20 protein-coding genes are annotated in these 22,729 nt (G+C 72.3%); 9 read left to right on the top strand and 11 right to left on the bottom strand.

Going from position 1 to position 22,729, the window contains the following annotated elements:
* Position 1: 1 nt before the first annotated feature.
* The 4 genes from ACX9TP_RS35330 to ACX9TP_RS35315 form a co-directional block, all read right to left on the bottom strand.
* Complete coding sequence (locus ACX9TP_RS35330) at positions 2–532, bottom strand: hypothetical protein (protein ID WP_482975051.1); 531 nt, start codon at positions 530–532, stop codon at positions 2–4.
* A gap of 30 nt (positions 533–562) precedes the next feature.
* Positions 563–3,505, bottom strand: coding sequence for a CHAT domain-containing protein (locus ACX9TP_RS35325; RefSeq protein WP_482975050.1), 2,943 nt, complete (start codon positions 3,503–3,505; stop codon positions 563–565).
* Positions 3,502–4,080, bottom strand: coding sequence for an RNA polymerase sigma factor (locus ACX9TP_RS35320; RefSeq protein ID WP_482975049.1), 579 nt, complete (start codon positions 4,078–4,080; stop codon positions 3,502–3,504). Before ACX9TP_RS35320 ends, ACX9TP_RS35325 begins: the two co-directional genes overlap by 4 nt.
* A 136-nt stretch (positions 4,081–4,216) precedes the next feature.
* Positions 4,217–5,419, bottom strand: coding sequence for an alanyl-tRNA editing protein (locus tag ACX9TP_RS35315; RefSeq protein WP_482975048.1), 1,203 nt, complete (start codon positions 5,417–5,419; stop codon positions 4,217–4,219).
* 147 nt (positions 5,420–5,566) lie between these two features.
* Between ACX9TP_RS35315 and ACX9TP_RS35310 the strand changes: the two genes are divergently transcribed.
* Positions 5,567–6,211: a DsbA family protein gene (locus ACX9TP_RS35310; protein ID WP_482975047.1), complete on the top strand. Its 645-nt coding sequence runs from the start codon at positions 5,567–5,569 to the stop codon at positions 6,209–6,211.
* A gap of 46 nt (positions 6,212–6,257) precedes the next feature.
* On the opposite strand, the gene ACX9TP_RS35305 is transcribed toward ACX9TP_RS35310, so the two are convergent.
* On the bottom strand, positions 6,258–7,598 hold the full coding sequence (locus ACX9TP_RS35305; RefSeq protein WP_482975046.1) for a sensor histidine kinase: 1,341 nt from the start codon (positions 7,596–7,598) through the stop codon (positions 6,258–6,260).
* Entirely contained in the window at positions 7,595–8,290 is a 696-nt protein-coding gene (locus ACX9TP_RS35300) for a response regulator (RefSeq protein ID WP_482975045.1), read from the bottom strand. Before ACX9TP_RS35300 ends, ACX9TP_RS35305 begins: the two co-directional genes overlap by 4 nt.
* A gap of 270 nt (positions 8,291–8,560) precedes the next feature.
* On the opposite strand from ACX9TP_RS35300, the gene ACX9TP_RS35295 reads away from it, so the two are divergent.
* The 5 genes from ACX9TP_RS35295 (at position 8,561) to ACX9TP_RS35275 (ending at position 13,079) form a co-directional block, all read left to right on the top strand.
* Positions 8,561–8,803: a helix-turn-helix domain-containing protein gene (locus ACX9TP_RS35295; RefSeq protein ID WP_482975044.1), complete on the top strand. Its 243-nt coding sequence runs from the start codon at positions 8,561–8,563 to the stop codon at positions 8,801–8,803.
* A gap of 61 nt (positions 8,804–8,864) precedes the next feature.
* On the top strand, positions 8,865–10,364 hold the full coding sequence (locus ACX9TP_RS35290) for an ABC transporter substrate-binding protein/permease (protein WP_482975043.1): 1,500 nt from the start codon (positions 8,865–8,867) through the stop codon (positions 10,362–10,364).
* Positions 10,361–11,125, top strand: coding sequence for an amino acid ABC transporter ATP-binding protein (locus ACX9TP_RS35285; protein ID WP_482975042.1), 765 nt, complete (start codon positions 10,361–10,363; stop codon positions 11,123–11,125). Before ACX9TP_RS35290 ends, ACX9TP_RS35285 begins: the two co-directional genes overlap by 4 nt.
* 107 nt (positions 11,126–11,232) lie before the next feature.
* Positions 11,233–12,018, top strand: coding sequence for an alpha/beta fold hydrolase (locus tag ACX9TP_RS35280; RefSeq protein ID WP_482975041.1), 786 nt, complete (start codon positions 11,233–11,235; stop codon positions 12,016–12,018).
* 245 nt (positions 12,019–12,263) lie between these two features.
* Entirely contained in the window at positions 12,264–13,079 is an 816-nt protein-coding gene (locus tag ACX9TP_RS35275) for an SGNH/GDSL hydrolase family protein (protein WP_482975040.1), read from the top strand.
* A 78-nt stretch (positions 13,080–13,157) separates the two neighbouring features.
* On the opposite strand, the gene ACX9TP_RS35270 is transcribed toward ACX9TP_RS35275, so the two are convergent.
* From ACX9TP_RS35270 to ACX9TP_RS35255, 4 genes are all read right to left on the bottom strand, one after another.
* Complete coding sequence (locus ACX9TP_RS35270) at positions 13,158–14,333, bottom strand: tetratricopeptide repeat protein (protein WP_482975039.1); 1,176 nt, start codon at positions 14,331–14,333, stop codon at positions 13,158–13,160.
* Positions 14,334–14,393: 60 nt separating this feature from the next.
* Entirely contained in the window at positions 14,394–15,326 is a 933-nt protein-coding gene (locus tag ACX9TP_RS35265) for a Circumsporozoite protein (protein WP_482975038.1), read from the bottom strand.
* A gap of 152 nt (positions 15,327–15,478) precedes the next feature.
* Positions 15,479–16,360, bottom strand: coding sequence for a GspE/PulE/PilB domain-containing protein (locus ACX9TP_RS35260; RefSeq protein ID WP_482975037.1), 882 nt, complete (start codon positions 16,358–16,360; stop codon positions 15,479–15,481).
* A gap of 88 nt (positions 16,361–16,448) precedes the next feature.
* Positions 16,449–16,817 carry a Spx/MgsR family RNA polymerase-binding regulatory protein gene (locus ACX9TP_RS35255; protein WP_482975036.1) on the bottom strand — a complete coding sequence of 123 codons (369 nt, stop codon included), beginning with the start codon at positions 16,815–16,817 and terminating at the stop codon, positions 16,449–16,451.
* Between the two features lie 59 nt (positions 16,818–16,876).
* Between ACX9TP_RS35255 and ACX9TP_RS35250 the strand changes: the two genes are divergently transcribed.
* Positions 16,877–18,217, top strand: coding sequence for a right-handed parallel beta-helix repeat-containing protein (locus ACX9TP_RS35250; RefSeq protein WP_482975035.1), 1,341 nt, complete (start codon positions 16,877–16,879; stop codon positions 18,215–18,217).
* A 115-nt stretch (positions 18,218–18,332) separates the two neighbouring features.
* On the opposite strand, the gene ACX9TP_RS35245 is transcribed toward ACX9TP_RS35250, so the two are convergent.
* A complete protein-coding gene (locus ACX9TP_RS35245) occupies positions 18,333–19,220 on the bottom strand; it encodes a LysR family transcriptional regulator (protein ID WP_482975034.1) in 888 nt (295 codons plus the stop codon).
* A gap of 212 nt (positions 19,221–19,432) precedes the next feature.
* Here ACX9TP_RS35245 and ACX9TP_RS35240 point away from each other — a divergent pair, with 212 nt between their 5' ends.
* Both ACX9TP_RS35240 and ACX9TP_RS35235 read left to right on the top strand, forming a co-directional pair.
* The gene (locus tag ACX9TP_RS35240) at positions 19,433–20,191 is read left to right on the top strand and encodes an outer membrane beta-barrel protein (protein ID WP_482975033.1); all 759 of its coding nucleotides are present in this window, start codon (positions 19,433–19,435) and stop codon (positions 20,189–20,191) included.
* 328 nt (positions 20,192–20,519) lie between these two features.
* Positions 20,520–22,613 (top strand): vanadium-dependent haloperoxidase, encoded by a 2,094-nt coding sequence (locus ACX9TP_RS35235; protein ID WP_482975032.1) that lies wholly within the window; start codon positions 20,520–20,522, stop codon positions 22,611–22,613.
* Positions 22,614–22,729 lie beyond the last annotated feature (116 nt).

Here is a 22,729-nt window from a genome sequence, read left to right as displayed (position 1 = left end):
CCTACCGGGGCGCCTGCTGGACGCCCTGGGTTCCCAGGTTGACGCCGGTGACGTGCGCCGCCTCGAGGAGGTTCACGGCGACCTGCGTGACGAACTTCTCCGTCAGCGCGAGGCGCGTCTTGTAATCCGAGGCCTTGAGGGGGTTGGGGTCGCCCGTCGTCTCATGCTTCGGGTCTGACGCGTACACGAGGCACCCGGGCTCGTCCTTCGTCTCCGGAGTCTCGGGGCACGGAACCTGGACGGCGGTGCTCACCGTCTGGGTGGAGACCGCTGCCTGCGCCGCCATGGACTGGGACTCCTGCTGCTGCTGAGCCCGTCTTCCGTCCTGCCGGTCGATGACGCGCCCGGCGCGGGGGTCCACGACGAACGTGGAGATGCGGCTGGGGTCGGTGACGTCCTGCAGGGTGACGCGGACGAGCGTCCCGGCGGGGATGTCTCGCGAGGGCTCCCATTCCGACTCCGGCGGGCGGTTGTTGCGCCAGCAGGCCGACAACGCGAGCAGGCAGGACAGTGGCAGGAGGAGTTTCTTCATGACGGTGTGGGCTCTGGTTGGGAGGTGGGACTATTCGAAGAGCAGCACCTGCTGCACCCACGTGCTGCCGCGGTGCCGCAGCCAGGACTGACGCTCATCCCGGAGCGCTTCGGCGGCGGACGCTCCGGACCGGATGCGCGCCAGCACCGGGTCGAAGAAGGCCGAGGCCTCCGCGTCGGGAATCTCCTGCGTGGCCGCGAGGACGGCCCGGGCGCCCGACTCGATGAAGGCCATGGGCAGCCCGAAGTTCTCATGGATGTACGCGCTGGTGTGCGCGGCGTAGCAGGCGGCGAGCACGACCACGGGGCTCCCGCGCAGCCGCTGCCCGCGCAGGTCCTCCGTGGTGAGCGCGAAGCGCCCCGTGTCACCCGTGGGAGAGAGCACGAGCACGGACGCATCCGCCACGCCGGGGTCGATGATGCCGTGCGCGTGGACCTGCACCTCCGTCGCGTCCCGCATCGCCTCCAGGACGCGGACGGGGGTGGCCGCCGAGCCGCGCAGCACGGTGAGCCGCGCGTCCTCGGGGCCCGGGGCGCTCCAGGAGCGCAGCGCGGGCAGGCGCAGCGACGCGGGGGCCCGCACATCGGTGACGACCAGCCGGCGCTCCTCGGGCTGGGTGGCCCGGGGCGCCGACGGAGGCCCGACGCGGTAGGCCCAGGCCAGCTCGGAGGGCAGCAGGCCCGCGCGGCCCTGGACGGGGGGACGCGCCAGGACGTCGACGCTCGGACAGGCGCGCAGCGCCTCCACCATGCTCACCGGCACCAGCCCCTCGATGCCGTCCAGGGGCGTCTTGCGGCCCGCGTCGTAGTGTCCGGTGACGCGGCCGGTGGCATCGCGCGCCACCACGAAGGTGCGCTCGTCGTCCACCGTGACGCCCAGCACGCACCGCTCCGGCGCGGACAGGCCACGCTCCTCCGCGAAGAGGGCGAGTCCCTGCTCCAGCTCACCGTGCCGGCCCGCGTCGAGGATGAGGGAGGTGTAGCTGTAGACGTGGGCCTTGCGGGCGCCCACGTCGGAGGCCAGGTGCTTCGCGGCTTCGTCCACCGTCTGGCGCAGCAGCTGCTGTCCCCGCGCGCGGTCCTGCTCGATGAAGTAGCGGCCCTCGAAGTGCCTCAGCATGGCCAGGTCTCCCGCGTCCAGGCCGCCGGAGGCGCGCAGCGAGGCCAGGCCGTCGACGAGCTGCTGGGTGTCCCCGGGCTGGTGCTGGTCCGTGCGGGCCAGCTCCGCGAGCAGGGAGATGCGGGCCATGCTGGGGCTCTGGCCGCAGCGTGAGGCCCGGTCCAGCTGCTGGCGCGCGCCCGCGAAGTCCAGGGCGCGGTGGTGGGCGATGGCCAGGTTGGTGAGGGCCACCTCCGAGTCGGCGCAGCTCTCGGGCGTCTGGGCCAGGAGCTCCTCCAGGTACGCCCGTGCCAGCACCAGGTCGTTGCGCGCCCGCGCCACCTGTCCCAGGTCCTGCAGGAGGTTGCGCTGCGTGCCCCACTCCTGGCTGCCGCGCGCCAGCTCCATGGCCTCGAGGAAGTGCGCGCTGGCCTCGACGAGGCGGCTCAGGCGCACGTTCACCAGGCCCAGCTCGCGCATCATCATCATGCAGCGGTAGAGCTGCCTCCCGTCCTTCCGGCAGGAGCGCACCGCCGCCTCGAGCCGCTCCTCGGCGGCATAGGGTTCCTCGCGCAGGGCCTCCGCCTTCGCCTGTCGCTCTTCCACGAGCAGCGCGAACCACGGGTCCCTCGTGCCCAGCGCCAGCGCGCGGTACTCATCCATGTGCTCCCGCGCGTCCGTGTACGCCAGCGCCCCCAAGAGCATGTCCTCCTGGCGGGCCTCGCGCAGCCGCACGAGGAAGGCCTCCAGCGCCGCGCCCTTCAGCGCACCCCGGGTGAGCCGGATGTAGTCCCGGGCGAGAGGCCCGCGGACGGAGAAGTCCTGCCGGGCGGCGCGGCGCAGGGCGTCCTCCAGGTGGGTGCCCCCCTGCTTCTCGTCCAGCTTCTCGGCCAGGGGGCGCAGGGCCTCCACGCGCTCGGCGGAGTCCGCGGTGCGCAGGGCGATGTAGATGCACACCCGCGCCAGGCCGGGCAGGGCGTCCGCCTGTGCGAGGGAGAGGGGCGCGCCGCCCTCCGCCATGCGCTGGCAGTCCTGCCGTGCGCCCTTCCAGTCCTTGCGCTCCGCCTCCGCCGCTCTTCGCAGCTCGAGGGCCTTCTGGGCCGCCTCTTCGCTCCAGCCAGGCTCCTTCAGCGCGGCCACCTGCTCGAAGGACTCCGCCGCCTGGTGCGGCAGGCCGAGCGCCCGGAAGCACAGCCCCCGGTTCCAGAGGGCCTGCGGGTGCTGGGGCCGTGCCTTCAGCGCACGCTCCAGCAGTTGCAGCGCCTCATGCCAGTCCTGCCGCTGCATGGCGAGCACGGCGAGGTCCGAGTCCAGGTCCGGCGAGGGAGGCAGCGTGCCCAGGTGCGCGGAGGCCTGGCCCACGTCTCCCCGCAGGAGGAAGGCCATGGCGACGCCGCGGTGGTCCCCGGCCTTCTCCAGTTGCGCCATCTCCCGCATCGGCAGCGGCCGCGGTGTCGGACCCTCGCTGCGCATCACCTCGTGGGGCCGGTGCCGGTCGGCGCCCGGATGCGTCAGCCGCGCCTCCAACGAGCGCGTGGGCGCCTGGGCGAGCCACAGCGCATTCGCGTCCGGCTGGGAGTCCGCGCGCGATACCAGCACCAGCGTGGCCAGGCCCGCGGCCAGCGTCAGGGGCACCATCATCAGCCACGTCTTGCGACGCCAGGAGGGCGGCGAGGGGGTGACGAGGTGGCCCATCGCGGGCGCCGCACCGGCGTCATTCACCGCGTCGTCGGCGAGCAGCTCCATGGCAAGGAGCTCCTTCATTCGCGACTCGCACGTGACGCAGCGGGTGAGGTGGTGGCGGAAGTTCTCCGCGTCCACGGGCGGCAGCTCCCCGTCGACGAAGCGCTCCAGCCTCTCACAGAGCTCGCTCATGACTCGACCCGGCCCTCGCGCGGCACATCGCCGGGCGTGAGCAGCTCCCGCAGGGCCTGCCGGGCCTCGGAGAGCCACCGGCCCACAGTGCCTTCCGGGGCGCGCAGCTGCTGGGCAATGGCCCGGTAGCGCAGCCCGGAGGCATGCAGCCGGTACGCCTCGCGCAGGTGCGCGGGCCGGAGCTGCTCAATCGCCCGCAGGAAGTCGGCGCTCGTCACGCGCTCCCACAGCTCGGCCGGCTCCGGCTCGCCCGTCACGTCATCCTGGACCACGCGCAGCGCCGGCGCGCCCAGGACTTCGGTGCGCCGCCGCCGGCAATGGTCCAGGAACCGATTGCTCAGCGTGGTGCTCAGCCACACGCTCACCGCGCCCGCGTTCTCGCCCACCAGCTTGTCGAAATGGCGGTACGCGCGCTCCAACGTCTCCTGCACGAGGTCCTCCGGATCAATGCCTCCCCCGGCACAGAGACGCCGGGCGACCCGCAACAGGCCCGGGCGCCTTGAGCGCGCGAATTCTTCGAACTGGCGGTGCAGCCCTGCCTCCATCGTCGCGCCGCCCCCTCCTCCCCTCGTCATCTGTCGTTCCACGCGTGGAGCGCCCCCTGCGCACGGGGGAGAACGTGCGCGGGGAATTCCCTTCGGTGGAATCGTATAGCACGGCGTGTCAGGAAGCCGGGCTGTCCTGACTCACTGGGAAGACGGGGATGTGGGCTCAGGTCGGCAGGGAGGCCACGAGCGCCGGCCAGTCGGTGCCGGGCGGGAGGCGTCCCTCGGCATGTTCGGGGCGGCCGCCGCCCCGGCCTCCGGCGGCCTCGGCGGCGCGCTTGAGGAAGGCGCCGCACCCGAAGGTGGAGCTGGCGCCGCGGGCGATGAGGACGGGCATGCCCTCCGGGAGGCGGCCGGCGAGCAGCACCACGGCCTCCGGCCGGGACGTGAGGCGCGCGGCCACGGCGCGCAACTGCTCCGGCCCGGCGCCGTCGAGCACCGCCACCACGCGCTTGTCCGCGGACGCGTCCAGGGCGGCGGCGAGCTCCCCGGCGGTGTGCTCGGCCAGCTTCGCGCGCGCGGCGCCCAGGGCCTCGCGGGCCTCGGTCAATTCGCGGCGCAGCTTGTCCACGGCGGTGGGCACCTCCGGCACGCCGCAGGTGAAGGCCCGGGCCATGGCGCGCAGGGTGCCGGCCTCCTCCCACAGCTCGCGCCGGGCGCGCGGGCCCGCGGAGAAGAGGACGCGGCCCTTGCCCTTGTAGCGCTCCACGCCCAGCACCCGTACCAGGCCCACCTGGCCGGTGCGCGTGCAGTGGGTGCCGCCGCAGGGGGACACGTCGAAGTCGCCAATCTGGATGACACGGATGTTGTCCGTCACCTTGGGAGCCCGGCGCAGCGGCAGCGCGGCCAGCTCCTCCGGCGTGGGGAAGAAGGCGCGGATGGGCACGTCATCGTCGATGATGGCGTTGACGCGTGCCTCCGCCTCGGCCACCTGCCGCTCGTCCAGCGTGTCCTGGTCCGTGTCGATGGTGCACAGCGACTCGCCCAGGCGGGAGGACACGGTGGCGGCGCCGGCCACGTCCACCAGCGCGCGCGACAGCATGTGCTGGCCGGTGTGCAGCGCCATGTTCGCGCGGCGGCGCGCCTTGTCCACCTCGCCCGTCAGCTCGGTGCCGGGCACGGGGAGCGCAGTGCCCGCCGGGGCATCCACCAGGTGGTGGACGGTGCCGGCGTCATCCACCTGCACGTCCTTCACGGGCAGCCCGCCGAGCACGCCACGGTCGCCCATCTGCCCGCCGGCCTCCGGGTAGAAGGCGGTGCGCTCGAGCACGAGGGAGGGGGCGCCGCCCCAATTCCCATGCGCGACGACGCGGGCGGTGAAGTGGTGGAGGAAGGGGTCTGCGTAGTAGAGGCGCTCGGTGGTGGACATGACGCCGGAAGGGATAACACGGGCGCGCTGAAACTCCCGCCGCGCTCCTGTCACTCCCTGGGGCGCGGGCCACGAAGCCCCGCGCCGCCGGCCTCCCCAGCGGGAGGCCCGGCGCCCGATTCCCAACCATCCGAAAGAGGTCTTCCCATGAAGCTCGTGGTCACCACCGCCATGGCCGCTGGCGCCCTGCTGGCGCTCTCCCTCCCCGCGTTCGCTGGCGACAAGCACTGTGACAAGGAGTGTCCGAAGGCGCATGCCCACGCCGAGAGCAAGCCCATTGCCGCCACGCCCCGCGCGGATGCCCCGTCCATTGGCGCCCGCGATGCGCGGGTGACGGTGGAGGTGTGGTCGGACTTCGAGTGCCCCTATTGCGCCAAGGGCGCCGCCATCATCGACGGGCTGCGCGAGAAGTACGGCAACCAGGTGCGCATCGTCTTCCGCCACTCCCCGCTGCCCATGCACGACAACGCGAAGCTCGCCGCCGTGGCTTCCATGGCCGCGAACGAGCAGGGCAAGTTCTGGGAGATGCATGACGTGCTCTTCGACAACCAGCGCTCGCTGGACCGTGCGTCACTGGAGGGCTACGCCAAGGGGCTGGGCCTGGACCTCGGCCGCTTCCGCCAGGCGCTCGACAGCGCCACGCTGGCCAACTACGTCGACGCGGACAGGGTGGAGGCGCAGAAGCGTGGCGTCACCGGTACGCCCACCTTCTTCATCAACGGCAAGCCGGTGATGGGCGCCCGCCCGCTGGCGGACTTCACCCAGCTCGTCGACGCCGAGCTGAAGCGCTGAGCACGGCGCACCGAGGGGCCCGGGCGCACGGTGGCCGCGCCCGGCCTCAGGTGGTGTCCGGGAGGGGCCGGGTGAACTCGGAGGGGGCGGAGAGCCCCAGCTCCAGCGGGGGAATCCGCGGCAGGTGGATGGTGAACGTCGTGCCCTTGCCGGGGGCGGTGTCCACGTGGATGCGCCCGCGGTGCGAGGTGACGATGCCATGCACCACGGCCATGCCCATGCCCGTGCCCTCGCCCGCGGGCTTGGTGGTGAAGAAGGGCTCGAACAGCTTCGCGCGCACCTCGGGCGTCATGCCCATGCCGCTGTCGCGCACCTCCAGCACGGCCTCCTCGCCCTCCATCCGCGTGGACAGGAAGATGCGCCCGCCGTCCGGCATGGCCTGGGCCGCGTTCATCAGCAGGTTGACCACCACCTGGGCGACCTGTCCCGGATGGCCGAACAGGTGTGGCAGGTCCTTGAGCTCCACGGCGACGTCGCACTGGGGGCCCAGCTGCCCGCGGGCGATGCGCAGCGCGACGGCCACCTCCTGGTTGAGGTCGTACTCCTCCATGGCCTCCGGGTCCCCGCGCGCGAAGCGGCGCAGGTCCGCGACGATGGCCGTCACCCGGCGGATGCCGTCCAGCGTGGCGGGCAGCACGTCGTCCACGTACTCGTGCAGCTCCGGCGGCAGCTGCCGGCACGCGCGCAGGTCCAGCAGCAGTGAGTTGACGTTGCTCTTCACGTAGCTCATCGGGTTGTTGATTTCGTGAGCCACGCCGGCCGCCATCATGCCCAGGCTGGACAGGCGCTCCTGCTCGCGGGAGCGCTGGTGGGCCCGGTCGAGCTTCAGGTGCGCCTGCGCCAGCTCCTCATGCTGCTGCGCCAGGCTGCGCAGCGCCTGGTGGGTGAGGAAGACGCGGCCCTCGGAGATGAAGTAGACGAGCAGCGACGCGAGCACGAAGCAGGCGGGCACCATGGGCGGGCACCCGTCCAGCAGGGCCACGCCCGCCACCAGCGCCAGCATCCACCCCAGGCGCCGGCGCGCGCCCGGGTCCGCGAAGCGGTCCACCCAGAGGGCGTTGAGCGGCAGGTACAGCCACATGGGCAGCGCCCAGTCGCTGGCGAGGCCGTAGACGATGGTGGCTCCCATGTTCATCAAGAACCGCACGGACTCCGCGGTGCGGGTGTGCTGGGAGAAGAAGCGGCGCGCCAGCACCATGTTGGTGCCCGTCACCAGCGCGAACGCCACCGTCACCACCGCGATGCGCCGCCACTGGCCCCAGAGGGCGTGGACGAGCAGCAGGTGGATGAGGATGCAGGCCCCCAGGGTGACGTGCTTGAGGCGGGTGTTCACCCACTTCGCATCGGCCTCGGGGTCGACGGGACTGAGGGACTGCCGCTGCCTCATGCGTTGCCTACACCGGGCCGCTCCGACGGCTGCGCCTCCTCCGCGCGCACCGGCAGCTCCAGCCGCAGCCGCTGGGGGCCACCCACCTCGGCGACGAAGGACAGCCGGCCGCCGTAGCGCTCCAGCAGGCCGCCCACCATCTTCAGGCTGTCCGCGGCCAGCACGCCGGCGAAGCGCTCGATGATGGACAGGGCCTGCTCCGCGGGGAAGGCCGGGTCCGACATCTGCACCTTCAGCACCATGGCGGCGTCGGACATGCCCACCTCCGCGCTCACGCCCGGCGGGGCCGCGCGGAAGGGCGCGTACAGCTGCGCCATCGTCTCGCGCTGGCGGAGCAGGGCCTTGAGGTACGTCACCAGCTCCGCGTCGTCCCACGGCTTGCTGATGAAGCGGCAGATTTCTCCGTCGTTCACCGACGCCACCACCGACTTGAAGTCCGCGTAGCCGGAGATGATGAGGCGCAGGGCGAGGGGATGGCTGCGCTTGACGCGCTGGAGCAGCTCGCTGCCGGTCATCCCCGGCATCCGGAAGTCCGTCAGGACGATGTCCGGGCTGAACTCCTTGAGCCGCTCCAGGGCCTCGCTCCCGTTGAAGGCGACCTGGACGTCGAAGCCCTCTCTCCGGAACAGCCGCCGCAGCGCGTGCGCCACCTGCGGTTCGTCGTCCACCACCAGCAGCTTGAAAGCTTCCATGACAGCGTCGGCTCCTCTGCGGCGCACTGTAACGGAGGCCCACGCGAATTGCCCTGGGTCCGTGACGGTGTCGCCGGGTCACTCTCGCATCTGCGACAGGGTGGGATTCAGCTCTCGGCCTTCCGAGCCCGTCCGGATGGAGAGGAGGCAGGAAGGCGCGGGGCGCTCCAGGGCCACGGTGTAGGTTCCCCTTCCCGAGGAGACCTCGAAGGGTGCCTGACAGCCGGAGAACCTCTGGGGTAGAACCTACGGTGTCAAAGGATGGTGTGGATGGACGAGACAGTGGGGATTCACGTCGGGAGCGGGCTGCGCACCGCGCGGCTGCGCGCGGGACTGACCCAGGCCGAGGTCGCGGAGGCGGCCCTGCTTCCTCCGGAGGCCTATGTGCGCATGGAGCGCGGGAAGCTGCTTCCCACCGTCGACACGCTCGTCGCGCTGTGCCGTGCGCTGCGCCTCAGCGCCGGGTGGCTGCGGCGAGATTCCGTGAGGACCACGCGCCCCGACCGCCGCTGACGTTCCGGCAGCGCGCTGGATGCCGGGCGGTACTTCGCCTATGTCGAGGGCCGGCATCCCCATGCGAGAGCTCCTGCCCCGGGCGCGAAGGCCCGCTTCCCTCTGGACCTGTGCGGTGGCGCTCCTGGCGCTCACCCTGCTGTCATGTGGCGCGAAGGAGGCCTCGGGGCTGGAGCGCGTCCGGCGCGCGGGCGTGCTGCGCTGGGGCGCGGACGCGCAGGGCGGAGAGCCCTACGCCATGGAGGACCCGGACGTGCCGGGCCGCATGCGCGGCTTCGAGGTGGAGCTGGCGGACGCCCTCGCGCGCGAGCTGGGCGTGCGCGCGCAGTTCGTCCAGAACGACTGGTCCAGCCTCATCCCCTCGCTGGAGCGGGGCTCGTTCGACGTGGCGCTCAACGGGATTGAAATCACCCCCGCCCGCACCGGCCGCATCCTCTTCACGCGCCCCTACTTCGTCTTCAACCTGCGGCTGCTGGCGCGCAAGGACGACGCGAGCGTCACCCAGCTGGAGTCGCTGAAGGGCCGGCGCGTGGGCACGCTCGCCAACTCCCAGGCGTGGGAGTCGCTCCTGCGCGTCGGGGCGCAGGCGGTGCCTTACGAGGGCGTGGAGGAGCCCTACATCGACCTGGAGCAGGGGCGGGTGGAGGGCGTGCTGATGGACGACCTCATCGCCCAGCGCTATGGCCAGCCGCGTCCCGGCCTGCGCGTGGTGGGTGACGTCGGCGAGGGCTACTACGCCATCGCCGTGCGGCCCGGCGAGGAGGACCTCCGCGCGGCGCTGGACGAGGCGCTCGTGCGCGTCGCCCGCTCGGGCGAGCTGCGCGCCATCTTCCGGCGCTGGGGCATCGACAGCGCCGCGCAGCAGCGCATGGTGGACTGGACGGACGCGCAGACGCGCGAGGTGCTCGCGGACACGCGCACCACGCACCTGGGCTGGGGGCAGCTCGTGCTGTTCCTCCAGGCCTCCCTCGTCACCCTGCTGGTGTCCGTGGGCGCCATGGCGCTCGCCATTCCCCTGGGCGTGGGGCTGGCGCTGGTGCGGCTGTACGGGCCCGCCTGGGCCGGCCGGCTGGCCACCGCCTATGTGGAGCTGTTCCGGGGGACCCCGGTGCTGCTGCAGCTCTATGTCCTCTACTACGGGCTCGCGGGCGTGCTGCGGCTGGACGCGCTCTCCGCGGCGGTGCTCGGGCTGGGGTTGAACTACGCGGCCTACGAGGCGGAGGTGTACCGCGCGGGCGTGCTGGCGGTGCCCAGAGGGCAGCTCGAGGCGGCCCTGTCGCTGGGCATGCCCCTGCGGCTGGCGCTGCGGCGGGTCATCATGCCGCAGGCGTTCCGGGTGGCGCTGCCGGGCGTCACCAACGACTTCATCGCGCTGCTCAAGGACAGCTCGCTGGTGTCGGTCATCTCCGTGGTGGAGCTGACCAAGCGGATGACGATTACCGCGGTGGACGTGCGCAGCTGGCTGCTGCCCGGAGCGCTGTGCGCGCTGCTGTACCTGGCGATGAGCTACCCCCTGTCCCGCCTGGCCCGGCGGCTGGAAGCGAGGCTTGCGCGCGGATGATTGAAGTGAAGGAGCTGTGCAAGCGCTACGAGGGCCGCACCGTGCTGGACGGCATCAGCGCGGCCTTCGGCCCCGGCGAGGTGGTGGCGCTGGTGGGCCCCTCGGGCGGCGGCAAGAGCACGCTCTTGCGGTGCCTCAACGGGCTGGAGCCCTTCGACGGCGGCACGGTGCGCGTGGGCGACGACGTGCTGGAGCCGGGCGACGCGCGCGCCCAGGGCGAGCGGCTGTGGCGCATCCGCCGCCGCGTGGGCTTCGTCTTCCAGCAGTGGCACCTGTTCGCGCACCGCACGGCGCTGGGCAACGTGACGGAGGCGCCCGTCCACGTGAAGGGCCTGGGCCGCGAGGAGGCCGCGGAGCAGGGCAGGGCGCTGCTGGCGAAGGTGGGGCTGTCCCACCGTGAGGGCGCCTACCCCTCCGAGCTGTCCGGCGGTGAGCAGCAGCGGGTGGCCATCGCCCGCGCGCTGGCGATGGAGCCGGAGGTGCTGCTGCTGGACGAGCCCACCAGCGCGTTGGACCCGGAGCGCGTCGGCGAGCTGGTGGACCTGCTGGCGCGGCTGCGCGGGGACGGGCTCACCCTGGTGGCGGTGACGCACGAGATGCGCTTCGCGCGCGAGCTGGCCTCGCGGATGCTGGTGTTGCATGGCGGGCGCATCATCGAGGAGGGCCCCCCCTCCCGGGTGCTCGCCAGTCCACAACACGCGCGCACCCGGGCCTTCCTCGGCCTGGACCGCGTGGCCGGCCTTCCACCCCTCGGGTCCTGAGGCCGGCGGACGGGTTGCGCCTGCCCGCCCGCGGTGCATGCTGACGGGTGGGCCGGGCAGAACCGGCGCGCTCGCGGTGTTCCTGGCCGCGTCCGCGAGGGAATGACATGCGTCGAGAGGTGCAGCTCACGGAGTTGGGGTGGGGCAGGGGGCCGAGGGTGCTCCTGCTTCCCGGGTTGGGGGCGCGAGGCTCCGGCTTCCGTGCGCTCGCCGAGCAACTCACTCCCATGGTCCGTCCCGTCCTGGTCGAGTACCCGGAGGGCGGGCATGCGGCCTGTGGCGCGGGTACCCTGGCGCGGCAGGTCCTCCAGGCCGCGGGGCACATCGACGCGGTGGTGGCCAGCTCCTTCGGGGGCATGGTGGCGGCGCACCTGGCGGCGGCCGGCGCGGCGCGGGGCGTGGCCTTCCTGGGCTCTTTCACCCGGCCTTCCCAGCTGGGCGCGCGCGGGCGGGTCATCGGGATGATGGGGCCCATCGCCCTGTGGGGCAGGCCCGGCATCGTCGCGGCGGGGCTGGCCGCGTGGAGGCCGGTGTCGCTCGACCGGGTCGCCGAGGTGGTGCCCACCACGAAGGTGGAGCGCAGCACGACGTGGCACCGCGCCCTGGCCATTGGCGACGAGGCGCCGCCGCCGGAGCTGCGCAGGCTTTCCGTCTCCTGTGTGTGCATCCAGGGGGACCGCGACGTGCTCGTGCCGCCGTCCACGCTGGAGCGGCTGGCCGCGTCGCTCCCGTCGGGGACGCCCCGGCACCTGCTGCGCGGCGCGGGCCATGTGCCCTACTTCACCCACCCCGAGGAGTGCGCCCGGCTGATGCGGCCCTGGCTGGAGGCGCTGACGCCCGCACAGCCCCTCACCGCACCCGCGTGGCCACGCGCGGCCGGCGGTGCCGCCTGATTCGCGACGCGTGGGCGGCCGGCACGGAGTGAGGCAACGGGGGCCGCCCCACCCGGTGGCCGGCAGCCCCGGAAGGAACCTTCATTCCACGAGTCCACTGCCCGAAGGGGTGGGGCGGAGTGCGGGTCCGCCCGCGTCGTGGAGGCGTCAGGCCGCCCGGCCCTTCACCCACCGTGTGCCACCCGCGCCACGCACCGGAAGGGGGATGTACCTGACCGCGTCCGGCCGGTAGCGTTCGGCCGGCAATGCGGAACCGTCTCGCTCGCGCGCTCACCCTCGTCCCCCTGCTCCTCGCCGCTCCCGTGCTGGCCGCGTCCGAACCGGATGCTGGCGCGCCACGCGAGGCGCTACACGCCGCGCCCGTGTTGCCGGCGTCTCCTCCAGCCGTGAGCCCGTCGCCCCCGGCGGCGGAGCGCTCGCACACCGTGCTGCTGCTGGGCGACAGCCTCATCGCCACCGGCTTTGGCGAGTACCTGCAAGCGCGGCTGGAGGCGCACCCGCGCATCCGCACCGCCCGGCGCGCGAAGTCCTCCACCGGGCTGGCCCGCCCGGACTTCTTCGACTGGATGGCGGTGGGACAGCAGGAGGTGCAGCGCCACCAGCCGGACGTCGTGGTGGTCATCATCGGGGGCAACGACGGGCAGTCGCTCAAGGACGGGAAGGGCGGCAAGCCCATCCACTGGGGCCGCCCCGAGTGGGAGGAGGCCTACCGCCAGCGGCTGGAGGACTTCGTGAAGGTCCTCTCCGCGCCGGGCCGGAAGATTGTCTGGCTGGAGCTGCCGGCCACCGGGCGCAAGCGCTTCGAGCAGAAGCTGACGCTCATCCGCGGCCTCCAGCGAGAGGTCGTCTCCTCTCACCAGGACGCCCTGCACCTGGAGACTCGCCCCTTCTTCACGGACGCGAAGGGGCGCGCCCTCGTCCAGACCCGCGTCGAGGGCTTCCGCAAGCCGATGCGCCTGCGCATGGAGGACGGCGTCCACTTCACCGTCGCGGGCGGCCGCTACTTCGCCAGCAAGGTGTACCCCGAGGTGCTGGGCCTGCTGGGCCTGGCGCCGGGGTAGCGCTTCACGCGCCCGTGTCCCCCGAGGTGCTGGGCCTGCAGGGCCCTCGCGCCGGGGTAGCGCCTCACGCGCCCGGCGTCACTTCGAGCCGAGCGCCGCGACGAGCCGGTCCGCCTGCTCGCGGATGTGGCGGTCGGCGCTGGCCTGGGCGCGCTGCGCGTGCGTGCGTGCCCGGGCCGCGTCGCTGTCCGCGAGGGCGAGCGCCATGTTGAGGTGCAGGCCCGCGTCGTCGGGGTGCGCCTTCAGGGCCTCGGTGAGCACCGCGCGGGCGCTGGCGGCGCCGCCGGGCTTCGACAGGTGCAGCACGGCGAGGTCATTGGCCGCCCCCACGTCGGAGGGCTCGGTGGCGAGGGCCGCCTCGAGGAGCTTCTGCGCCTCCGCGTCGTCTCCCAGCCGGCGCCGCACCTTGGCCAGCGCCACCCGCACCGGGGTGGAGTCCGGGGCCTTCACCAGCGCCTCGCGGAGGATGCGGTCGGCGTCCTCGTTCTTCCCGGCGACGAAGGCGGACAGGCCGTGGAGGTAGATGGCGTCCGCGCTCTCGGGCAGCTGCAGGCGCAGCTCGATGGCCGCGCGTATGGCCGCGTCGGGGGCGCCTGCGAAGAGGCACAGCGAGGCGAACTCGCGGAACAGCGACGCCTCCCTGGGCGCGCGGAGGATGGCCTGCCGCAGCGTCACCAGCGCCGCGCCCACATGGCCCTGGAGCACCTGCACGCGCGAGGCGAGCAGCAGCGGCAGGTGCTCGGTGCGGGTGGCCTCGGCGGCCTCCTGGTAGCGCTTCAGCGCCGCGTCCAGCTGGCGCTCGCCCTGGAGCGCCTGGCCCAGGTACGTCAGCGTCTGGGCGTTGCCGGGCTGCATGGAAAGGGCCCGCTCCAGCGCGGGCACCGCGGCGGCGTACTGCTCGTGCGCGAGCAGGGCCCGGCCGTGGTTGAGCACTTCGAAGTAGCCGGCCTTCGGCTGGGCGGCGAGCGCCTCGAGCAGCTCCAGCGCCCGCGCATCCCCCTTCTCGGCGTCGAGCCGGGCCACGTGGCTGAGCGCCTCGGGGTGGGTGGGGTGCTGGGCGATGAGCTGCTGGAGCACGGCGCGCGCGGCGGGCTCGTCATGCTGCGCGAGGCGCAGGCGTGCGAGCCCCAGCAGCGCGCTGGCATCCTTCGGGTCCTGGGAGATTGCGCGCTCGAACTCGCGGGCCGCCTCCTTGAGGAGGCCCTGCTTCATGAGGCGCGCGGCGGAGGATGCGAGCTTGGAGACGGCGGCCATGTCCACGCAGTCTAGCCCAGCCCCGTGAGGGGCCGGGCCTTTCCTGCCGGGGGGCGCTGCCTAGAAGACGGAGTTCCAGGCGTCGCTGGCCGCGTTGCCGATACCGCTGGCCACGTCGCCCAGGGCGCCGACCGCGCCGGAGAACACGTCGCCGGCCGCGTCCACCACCGCGCCGCCTGCGTTGATGGCGCCCTCGGCCACGTTCTCCAGAATCTCGCCGCCCGCCGCGGCGGCCGTCTCACCCACGGCCTTGAGCACGTTGCCGGGGTTGACGGAGCCTTCAATCTCTACGCCGAGGCCCAGACCCGCGGTGGCCTCCACGCCCACGTCGAACTCCAGGTTGCCGCCATTCAGGCCGATGTCGGCGTGGGCGTCACCGCTCACACCCGCGCTGGCGCTGGCGGTGATGCTGCCGGACGCGAGGGTGTCGCCCTCGTGCTTCAGCTCGATGGAGCCCGTGAGGCTCGCCTGCGCGCCGGCGAAGCCCGAGGCCGCGGCGTTGATGGACACGTTTCCATCCGTGCCCACGTGCAGGTCCAGGTTGATGTGCCCGTCGGCGCCGATGCGGCCCATCGCCTCGAGGTCCAGCTCCACCGAGTACTGCTCGCCGGCAACCTCGAACTCCACCGTCTTGCTGGCCCCGGCACCCGCCTCCACCGCCGTGGCGTCGATGTCCACGTCGAGGCTCACGTCGATACCGGACAGGCCGATGTCCGCGTCCACCCGCGCGTCCGCCGTCAGCGACGGCCCCTGCGCGTAGGCCCGCGTCTCGATGCCACCGGGGCCGGTGCCGCTCGTCTCCGCGCGGGCGCCGCCGGCCTGGAAGCTGGACTGGCCGCTCACGAGGTTGCTGCGAGGCCCTTCCACCGAGCCCTGCGCCTGCGTGTCCACGCGCGGGTTGCGCGCACCCTGCGGCTGGGCCGGGGGCTCGCGGCGCACCGGCGGCGGCGGGGGCGGAGGCGGGCGGCGGGTTCCGATGGGCGAGTAGGACATGGGGGGCTCCGGCGAGATGACACCGGGTGCCCGTGTGGGCACCCTTTGGTTCTCATTCTCCGAGAGCGCGGCCAGGAGTTGCTGGGTCCCCTCGCTTTTTTGTGGGTTTCGAGCTGCGGGCCTGGGCGGAGGTGGGTGTTTGGCCTGGTGCGTCAGTGGGACTGGGGCGCGGAGTCCGGCCCCCCGGGCAGGCCGGAGGTGCTGCCGTCCGGGCGGAGCCGGCGGATGGCGCGCAGCAGGAGCTGCTCGTCACGCGGGTTGGCCAGGAAGCCGCGCGCCCCGAGCTGCCGCGCCCGCTCGAAGCCCTCGTCGTCCGAGGTGCCGTGGACGATGAGCGAGCCGGCGATGCGCACCTCTCCGGCCAGCAGCCCCTCCATGGCCTGGATGGGGGCGAGCACGACGTCGTTGGGCCCGGTGTGCAGCACCTCCAGCGGCGTGGCCACCTTGGCGGAGATGCCGTGCCGCGCGAGCTGCCGGGAGATGAGGACGGCGGTGACGGGCGGCCAGCCGTAGAGCAGCAGGGGGCCACCGGGGGCCGGGGTGGGGCCGGCGGGGGGCTCGGCGGGCTCTTCGATGCCGTAGAGCGCGGCCAGCGCGCGCGCAATCGCCGGGTCCGACGCGACATGCGCCTCGACGCGGGGCTTGCCGGACACGGCGCGCACGGCGTCCACGGCTTCGAGCGACACCGGGGCGGGCAGGGCGATGTGGAGCACCTCGCGCTCGCCCTGCTCCAGCTGCACCATTTCAACGCGGAGCGGGACGGCGCGGTACTGCCGGGCGATGCGGGAGGGGATGAGAGAGGCCACGGCGCGTTCGGGCAGCGCGTGCTCCAGGTCCACGGCCTCCACGCCGAGCTGGGCGGCCAGGCCGCGCAGGACGTCGGCCTCGGTGCAGACGCCCTCGCGCACCAGCGCGCGGCCGAGCGGCACGTGGGTCTCGAAATGATGTACCAGCCCCACCCGGAGCTGGGCGCGGTTGAGCACGCCCAGTTCCAGGAGAATCTCCCCGAGCGGACGTCGCGCGCCGGTCTCCATGAAGCAAAGGAGTCTTCACTCCAGGTCCCAACGCGCGAGGGACGACACGCCGGGCGCCTGCTCCCTCGCCCGCTCCCACGGCGTGCCCTCAGCGGGCGCCGTCGAAGACCCGGGCGTACGCGTCCGGCTGGAAGCCGACGAGGACGGTGCTCGCGGTGACGAGCACCGGCCGCTTGACGAGCTTTCCGTCGGCGGCCAGCCAGGACACCAGCTCCGCGTCGGACGCGGCGTCCACCTTCGCCTTCCCCAACGCGCGGTAGCTCTGGCCGCTGGTGTTGAGCCACTTGCGGACGGACACGCCGCTGCGGGGAATCCACTGCCCCAGCTCCGCCACGGTGGGCGGCGCATCAACGATGGGGCGCACCTGGTGCGGGACACCGTGCGCCTCCAACCATTTCAGGGCCTTCCTGCACGTGTCACAGCCGGAGTACGTCAGGACGAGGACTTCGTTCGCCATGGGGTGCCGCTTCTAACAGAGGTTGGCGGGCTTCGAGCGGCGTGTTAGCGCGGCGGGACATGCGCTCCCTCGTCCCGCCCCGCTGGAAGCTGTCCCTTCCGCTCCTCGTCGTGGGTCTGCTCACCGCCGCCTGTTCGTCCGGTCCGGAAGCGAAGCCTCCGACGGTGGTGCAGGAGGAGGAGGACGCGGGCGCCGTCATGCCAGGGACGGATGCGGGCGGTGACGCGGGGACGGCGGACGGAGGCTGGGACGCGGGCACGTCGGATGGCGGCTCGGACGCGGGGCCCGTCATCCCCGTGCCGGCGGATGGCGGCACCGTCGTCACCGGCACGCTGTCGGGCCGGCTCACGGAGGCGGGCTCTCCGTACCGCGTCGTCGGGGATGCCAATGGTGTCGTCACCATTCCCAAGGGCCAGGTCCTCACGGTGGAGCCGGGCGTCATCCTCGACTTCCGCGGTCGCCCGGAGGTGACGGAGGCAGACGTGGATGCCGCCACGCCGGAGAGCGTGATGAACCACCAGAAGGGCCGGGTGGAGGTGCGGGTCTTCGGCGCCATCCACGTCCAGGGCACGGCGCAGAAGCCGGTGCTGCTCACGTCCACCAATCCGTACGGCTGGTGGGGGATGAACTTCCAGGGCCCCAACTCCGTGGGCGACGGCCACCCCCGCTTCGAGCACATGGTCTTCGAGAAGGTGCGCAAGAACCAGTACAACGGTGACCGCGACTGGACCCGCGGTGCGCTGTGGGCCTTCTACCCGGGCCCGGTGACGATTTCCCACTCGGTGTTCCGCGACAACGTGGCGTCCGCGCACTGCGCCGCGCTGGACCTGATGTACACCGACGGCTCTCGAATCGAGGACACCCTCTTCGAGGACAACCGCGTCATCGACATCGACCGCTTCGGGCAGCCGGGCACCTATGCCATGTCCGGTGGCGGAGCCGTGTGCATCACCCACGGCCGCAACTCGGTGGTGCGTGGCAGCACCTTCCGCGACAACGGCGTGGAGGCGTACCGCGGCTACCTCACCACGGAGCTGGTGCCCCGGCCGCTCCTCACGATGCCCAACCCGCAGAACATCGTCGACCTGGGCGGCGGCGGCGCCATCCACTACTTCCAGCCCGACAACGACCTGCTGGAGAACAACCTCTTCGAGGGCAACTTCGTGGTCCAGGGCCCCGGCTCGGCCATCTACGTGGAGCACCTGGGCGCGCGGGCCGTCACGCTGAAGGGCAACCGCTTCGTGAACAACCGGGGCGGCGCGGGAGGCGTCATCGTCTGCAACCGGGGCTCCGGCACCGCGGACCTGGTGCTGGCCACCGACAACGTCTTCACGGGCAACACGCTCGACGGGCAGCCCGCGTCCAACGTGACGGGCGGCTGCGGCACCGTCGCGCAGTAGCGCGCCGCCGCGCGCTCGCACCTGTCACGTCGCCCGCGCGCCCGTTACGCCGTTCGCGCACCTGTCACGCCTCCCGCGCGCCCGTTACGCCGCCCGCGCGCCCGTCACGTCGCCCTCACGACTCCGGCTCCGCGCCCGTGAGGAACTGCACCACGCGTCGGGCCGCGCGGCCCGGCTTCACGCTGGCGCGGTGGTACAGCTGCGGGTGGAACACGTGCGTGGCGCCCCGGGCCAGCTTCAGCGCCTTGAGCTCACCCCGGCGCAGCTCGCGCGCGGCCAGGTGCTCCGGCAGCCAGCCGTAGCCCAGCCCCTCCAGGATGGCGGCCTTCTTCGCGGCGAAGTCGTTGAGGTGCACCGTGGAGCGCGTCTCCAGCACACCGGTGCTCAGCTGCAGCCGGGGGTCCGAGCCGCGCACGGTGATGACCAGGTGCTCCGCCAGCTCCTCGTCCTTCAAGAGCCCGCGCCGCTTCGCCAGCGGGTGCCCGCGGTGGGCCACCAGCACCGCCTTCAGCTCCGGCAGCTTGTAGCCGCGCAGGCCCGGCAGCGTGGGCGGCAGCACGGACACCATCAGGTCCGCCTCCTCGCGCACGAAGGCCGCCTCCACGCCGGCGAGGAACTCCGCGGACACATGGAAGCGCGTGCCGGCCTCTTCCGCGCGCAGCTCCTTCACCACGCGCAGCAGGGGCTCGGCGGGGAAGATGCCGTCGAAGACGATGCGCAGCGACGGCTCCCAGCCGGCGCGAATCTCCGCGCACGCGGCCTCCAGCTCCCGCTCCGCCGCCAGCAGCTTGCGGCAGTGCTCCAGCACCCGCTCGCCCGCAGGCGTCAGCCGGGTGCGGTAGCCGCGCCTGTCCAGCAGCGTCAGCTCCGTCTGCTCCTCCAGCGTGCGCAGCGCGTACAGCACCGCGGTGTGTCCCTTGTGCAGGGCCCCCGCCGCCGCCGCGAAGGTGCCATGGCGGGCAAGGGCATCCAGCGCGCGGGCCTGCTCCAGGGTGACGTTCATGCGGACATTGTCTGCGCCCCTGACAGCCTCGCGCATCGGTTTGTCAATTTTCCATCCAGGGTCGAATACATCGCGCGAAGGCGGAAATCCCAGACAAACGCCACTGAGTTGCCCCCAGGTCCTGAATGACCGCTCATGTCACGACGCAGCGCACCTTACGCGAGTGGTGCAGGCTGTCATAAAGTGAAAGCTCACTTGTTGGGAGGGGATATATGACGGGAAGGCTGTTCAAGGCCCTTGCGGTAGCGACCACGCTCTTTTCCTCGGCTGCGATGGCGGAGGAGGTCGCGACGACGGGCTCCAGCGTCAAGAGTGGGCTGGAGCTCACCGTCGGGGTCGGCTTCCAGGCCGGCGCGGGCTACGTCTACAAGAACGGCCCGCGAGCTGACGGGACGGTCGGCGATGTGAAGCTCAGCGACGTCGCCAACGGTGGCCTCGCGGTCCTGCTGGACGTGGGTTATCGCATCAACCCGAACTGGTACATCGGTGCCTTCGGCCAGTACACGAAGGTGCTGACCAAGAACAACCCGTTCTCGTGCCCTGATACGTTCGACTGCGCGACCAGCTCGCTTCGCCTCGGTCCGAACGTGCAGTACCACTTCTCGCCCGAAGCCACCTTCGACCCCTTCGTGGGCCTGGGCTTCGGCATCGTCCTCCTGAACTCCACCATCGAGGGCTCGGCCCCCACGCCCGTGCCCGGCGCCAACGTGGCCCTGGATATCGACAGCAAGATCCGCGGCCCGGAGTTCGTGAACGTCACCGTCGGCGGCAAGTGGCGGCTGACCAACTCCCTGTCCTTCGGCCCGTACCTCACCGGCACCTACGCTCGCTACACCGTGCGCGCCGGCACCACGACGACGACCCTGCCCCCCGCGCTGGGTGGAACCACCACCGAGACGAACCTGGCCCCCGTGGATGACGGCCCGTACGGCCTCATCATCCTGGGCCTCCGCGGCACCTTCAACCTGTAGTCGTCCGGACCGGGGCCGCGCCTTCCGCGCGGCCCCGGTGGTGACACGCAAGCCCCCCGCTTCCGTGTCACCTGCCCGAAAGGCCCGCGAACCCGCGCTCCTGGCCCCGCCAGTCCCGAGCGCTTCGTGGCCGCAACGGGGTTGCAATCTTCTCCCGATGGCGTGACGGCCCGGTGGCATGCGTTGGCTGGCTGACGCTCGCTCGGGGCTTCCCGCGGTTCGCGTGCGATGCGCGGCGCACCGCTTCGTCTCCTCAGTGCCCGGGCCCCACCACGTGCCTTTCATCCTCGATGGCCCGGGTACCCCCATCACCGAGGAGCGCCCCACCATGACGATGAAGACTCCGACTCTCAGCGTGCCGCTGCTGCTGGCACTGTTGGCGCCGGCCGCCCAGGCGCAGAACGTCGCCCGGGCGGACCAGGCGAAGCAGCTTCGCGTGGACGCCGCGACATTCCAGCGCAACCAGCCGCTGCCCGTGCACCAGAACAACGGGGACGAGACGCTGTACCCCACCCGCTTCGCCAACTACTCGAAGGGCCTGTCACACAACGCGTTGGGAGAGCCCAACGTCACCACGTACGACGCGTGGGTCCAGGCGCTGCTCGCCAGCGGCAACACGGAGGGCATTCCCCTGGGCGGAGACCGCAAGTGGGTCAACCCGCAGGCGGGCTTCTCCTTCGCGCTGGAGGGCGCGGACCCGCAGGCCGTCACCATGGTTCCGGCGCCCACCTTCACCAGCGACGAGGTGTCGGGGGAGCTGGACGAGCTGTACTGGATGTCGCTCGTGCGCGACGTGCGCTTCGACCAGTACGCCACCGACGCCACCATCGCCCAGGCGGCCACGCGCCTGAGCGCGGTGCGCGAGTACCGCGGCGCCCGCAATCTCTCCACCGGCCTGGTGACGCCCGCCGTCATCTTCCGCGCGGACCTGCCCGGCGCCACCCAGGGCCCGTGGCTGTCGCAGTTCCTGCTCAAGGACATCCCCTTCACCACCGGGCCGCTGGCCATCTCCACGGACACCAACCCGGCGTCGGGCGTGGAGCCCACCGGCCTCCAGGTCATCAACCAGCGCAACCTCACCCGTCCCGCCGGGGATGACCGCGTCACGGCCTACGCCGAGTGGCTCAACATCCAGAACGGCGTCAGCCCGGCGGACCCGGTGGACACGCTGCAGGACTACGACTCGCAGCGCCGCTACATCCGCAACGGCCGCGACCTGGCGGAGTACGTCCACGCCGACTACCCCAGCAACGCGCCGCTGGCCGCCGCGCTGCTGCTGGCCCGCCAGACGGACTTCCTGAGCAACGGCAAGTATGACCCGGACCCCAAGGCGTCCGCGGCGGGGCATGACGTCCTCAATCCCTACCGGAGCTACGCGACGCAGGACCCGTTCGTCACCTTCGGCAACAGTGATGCACAGACGCTGGTGGGCCTGGTCACCAACACCGTGCTGCGCGCGCAGTGGTTCCAGAAGTGGCAGGTGCACCGGCGCCTGCGCCCGGAGGAGTACGGCGGCCGCGTCCACAACACGCTGACGGGCGCGCGCACCTACCCGGTGCCCGCGGAGCTGCTGGCCTCACCGGTGCTGCCGCTGGTGCTGGCGCGCACCGCCACGCTCAACGGGGGCACGGGCACGTACCTGCTGCCCCAGGCCTTCCCGGAAGGCAGCCCCACGCACCCGGCCTACGCGTCGGGCCACTCCACGTACATCGGCGCGGGCGTGGCCATGCTCAAGGCCTTCTACAACGACGCGCCCATCATCAACCCCCAGACTCCAGACTCCACGGGCACGTCGCTGGTGGCCTACGGCGGCGGCCCGCTGATGATGTTCGACGAGCTGGACAAGCTGGCCTCCAACATCGGCGTGGGGCGCCTCTTCGCGGGTGTGCACTGGCGCAGCGACCATGACCACGCCTCGCGCCTGGGCGAGCTGTCCGCGTACCGCACGCTGGTGGACTGGACGCGCCTGTACCCGGAGACCTTCGTGGGCTTCCAGGCGCGCCCCTTCCTCGCGGAGAACCCGCTGCTCATCAACCCGCAGACGGTGCTGCCCAACGCCGTCAGCAAGGTGCTGACCTTCTCGCTGGTGAATGCCTCCACGGGCGTCGTCATCCGCACGCTCGTCAACGGCTCGCTCGTGGACCTGAGCGACCTGGCGGCCCAGGGCCACACCTCCCTGGACATCCGCGCCGACGTGACGCCGGCCAACGTGGTGCAGAGCGTGCGCTTCTACTACGACAACGTCCCCTCCGAGATTGACAACACCGCCAACTACGAGATTGGCGACCAGGAGGACACCAACGGCCGCATCTTCTCGCTCATCGCCGGCACCCACGTGCTGCGCGCGCTGCCCTTCTCCGGGGACAACGCGGCCGGGCTGACGGGCGTGCCGCTCACCATCCGCTTCACCGTACAGAACTGAGCCGTCGCGGGCCGGGCGCCCTCCGTTCTGGGAGGGCCTCCGGCCCGTGCGCCCGTCCCCGGCGGGGCATCTCCAGGGCGTCGAGTGTCGGGCCCTTCACGCGGCGATGCCCCGCC

This window comes from Pyxidicoccus sp. M15, from assembly GCF_056858435.1.
The sequence above is the reverse complement of the archived record's forward strand: the minus strand, read 5'-3'. Positions and strand labels throughout refer to the sequence as shown.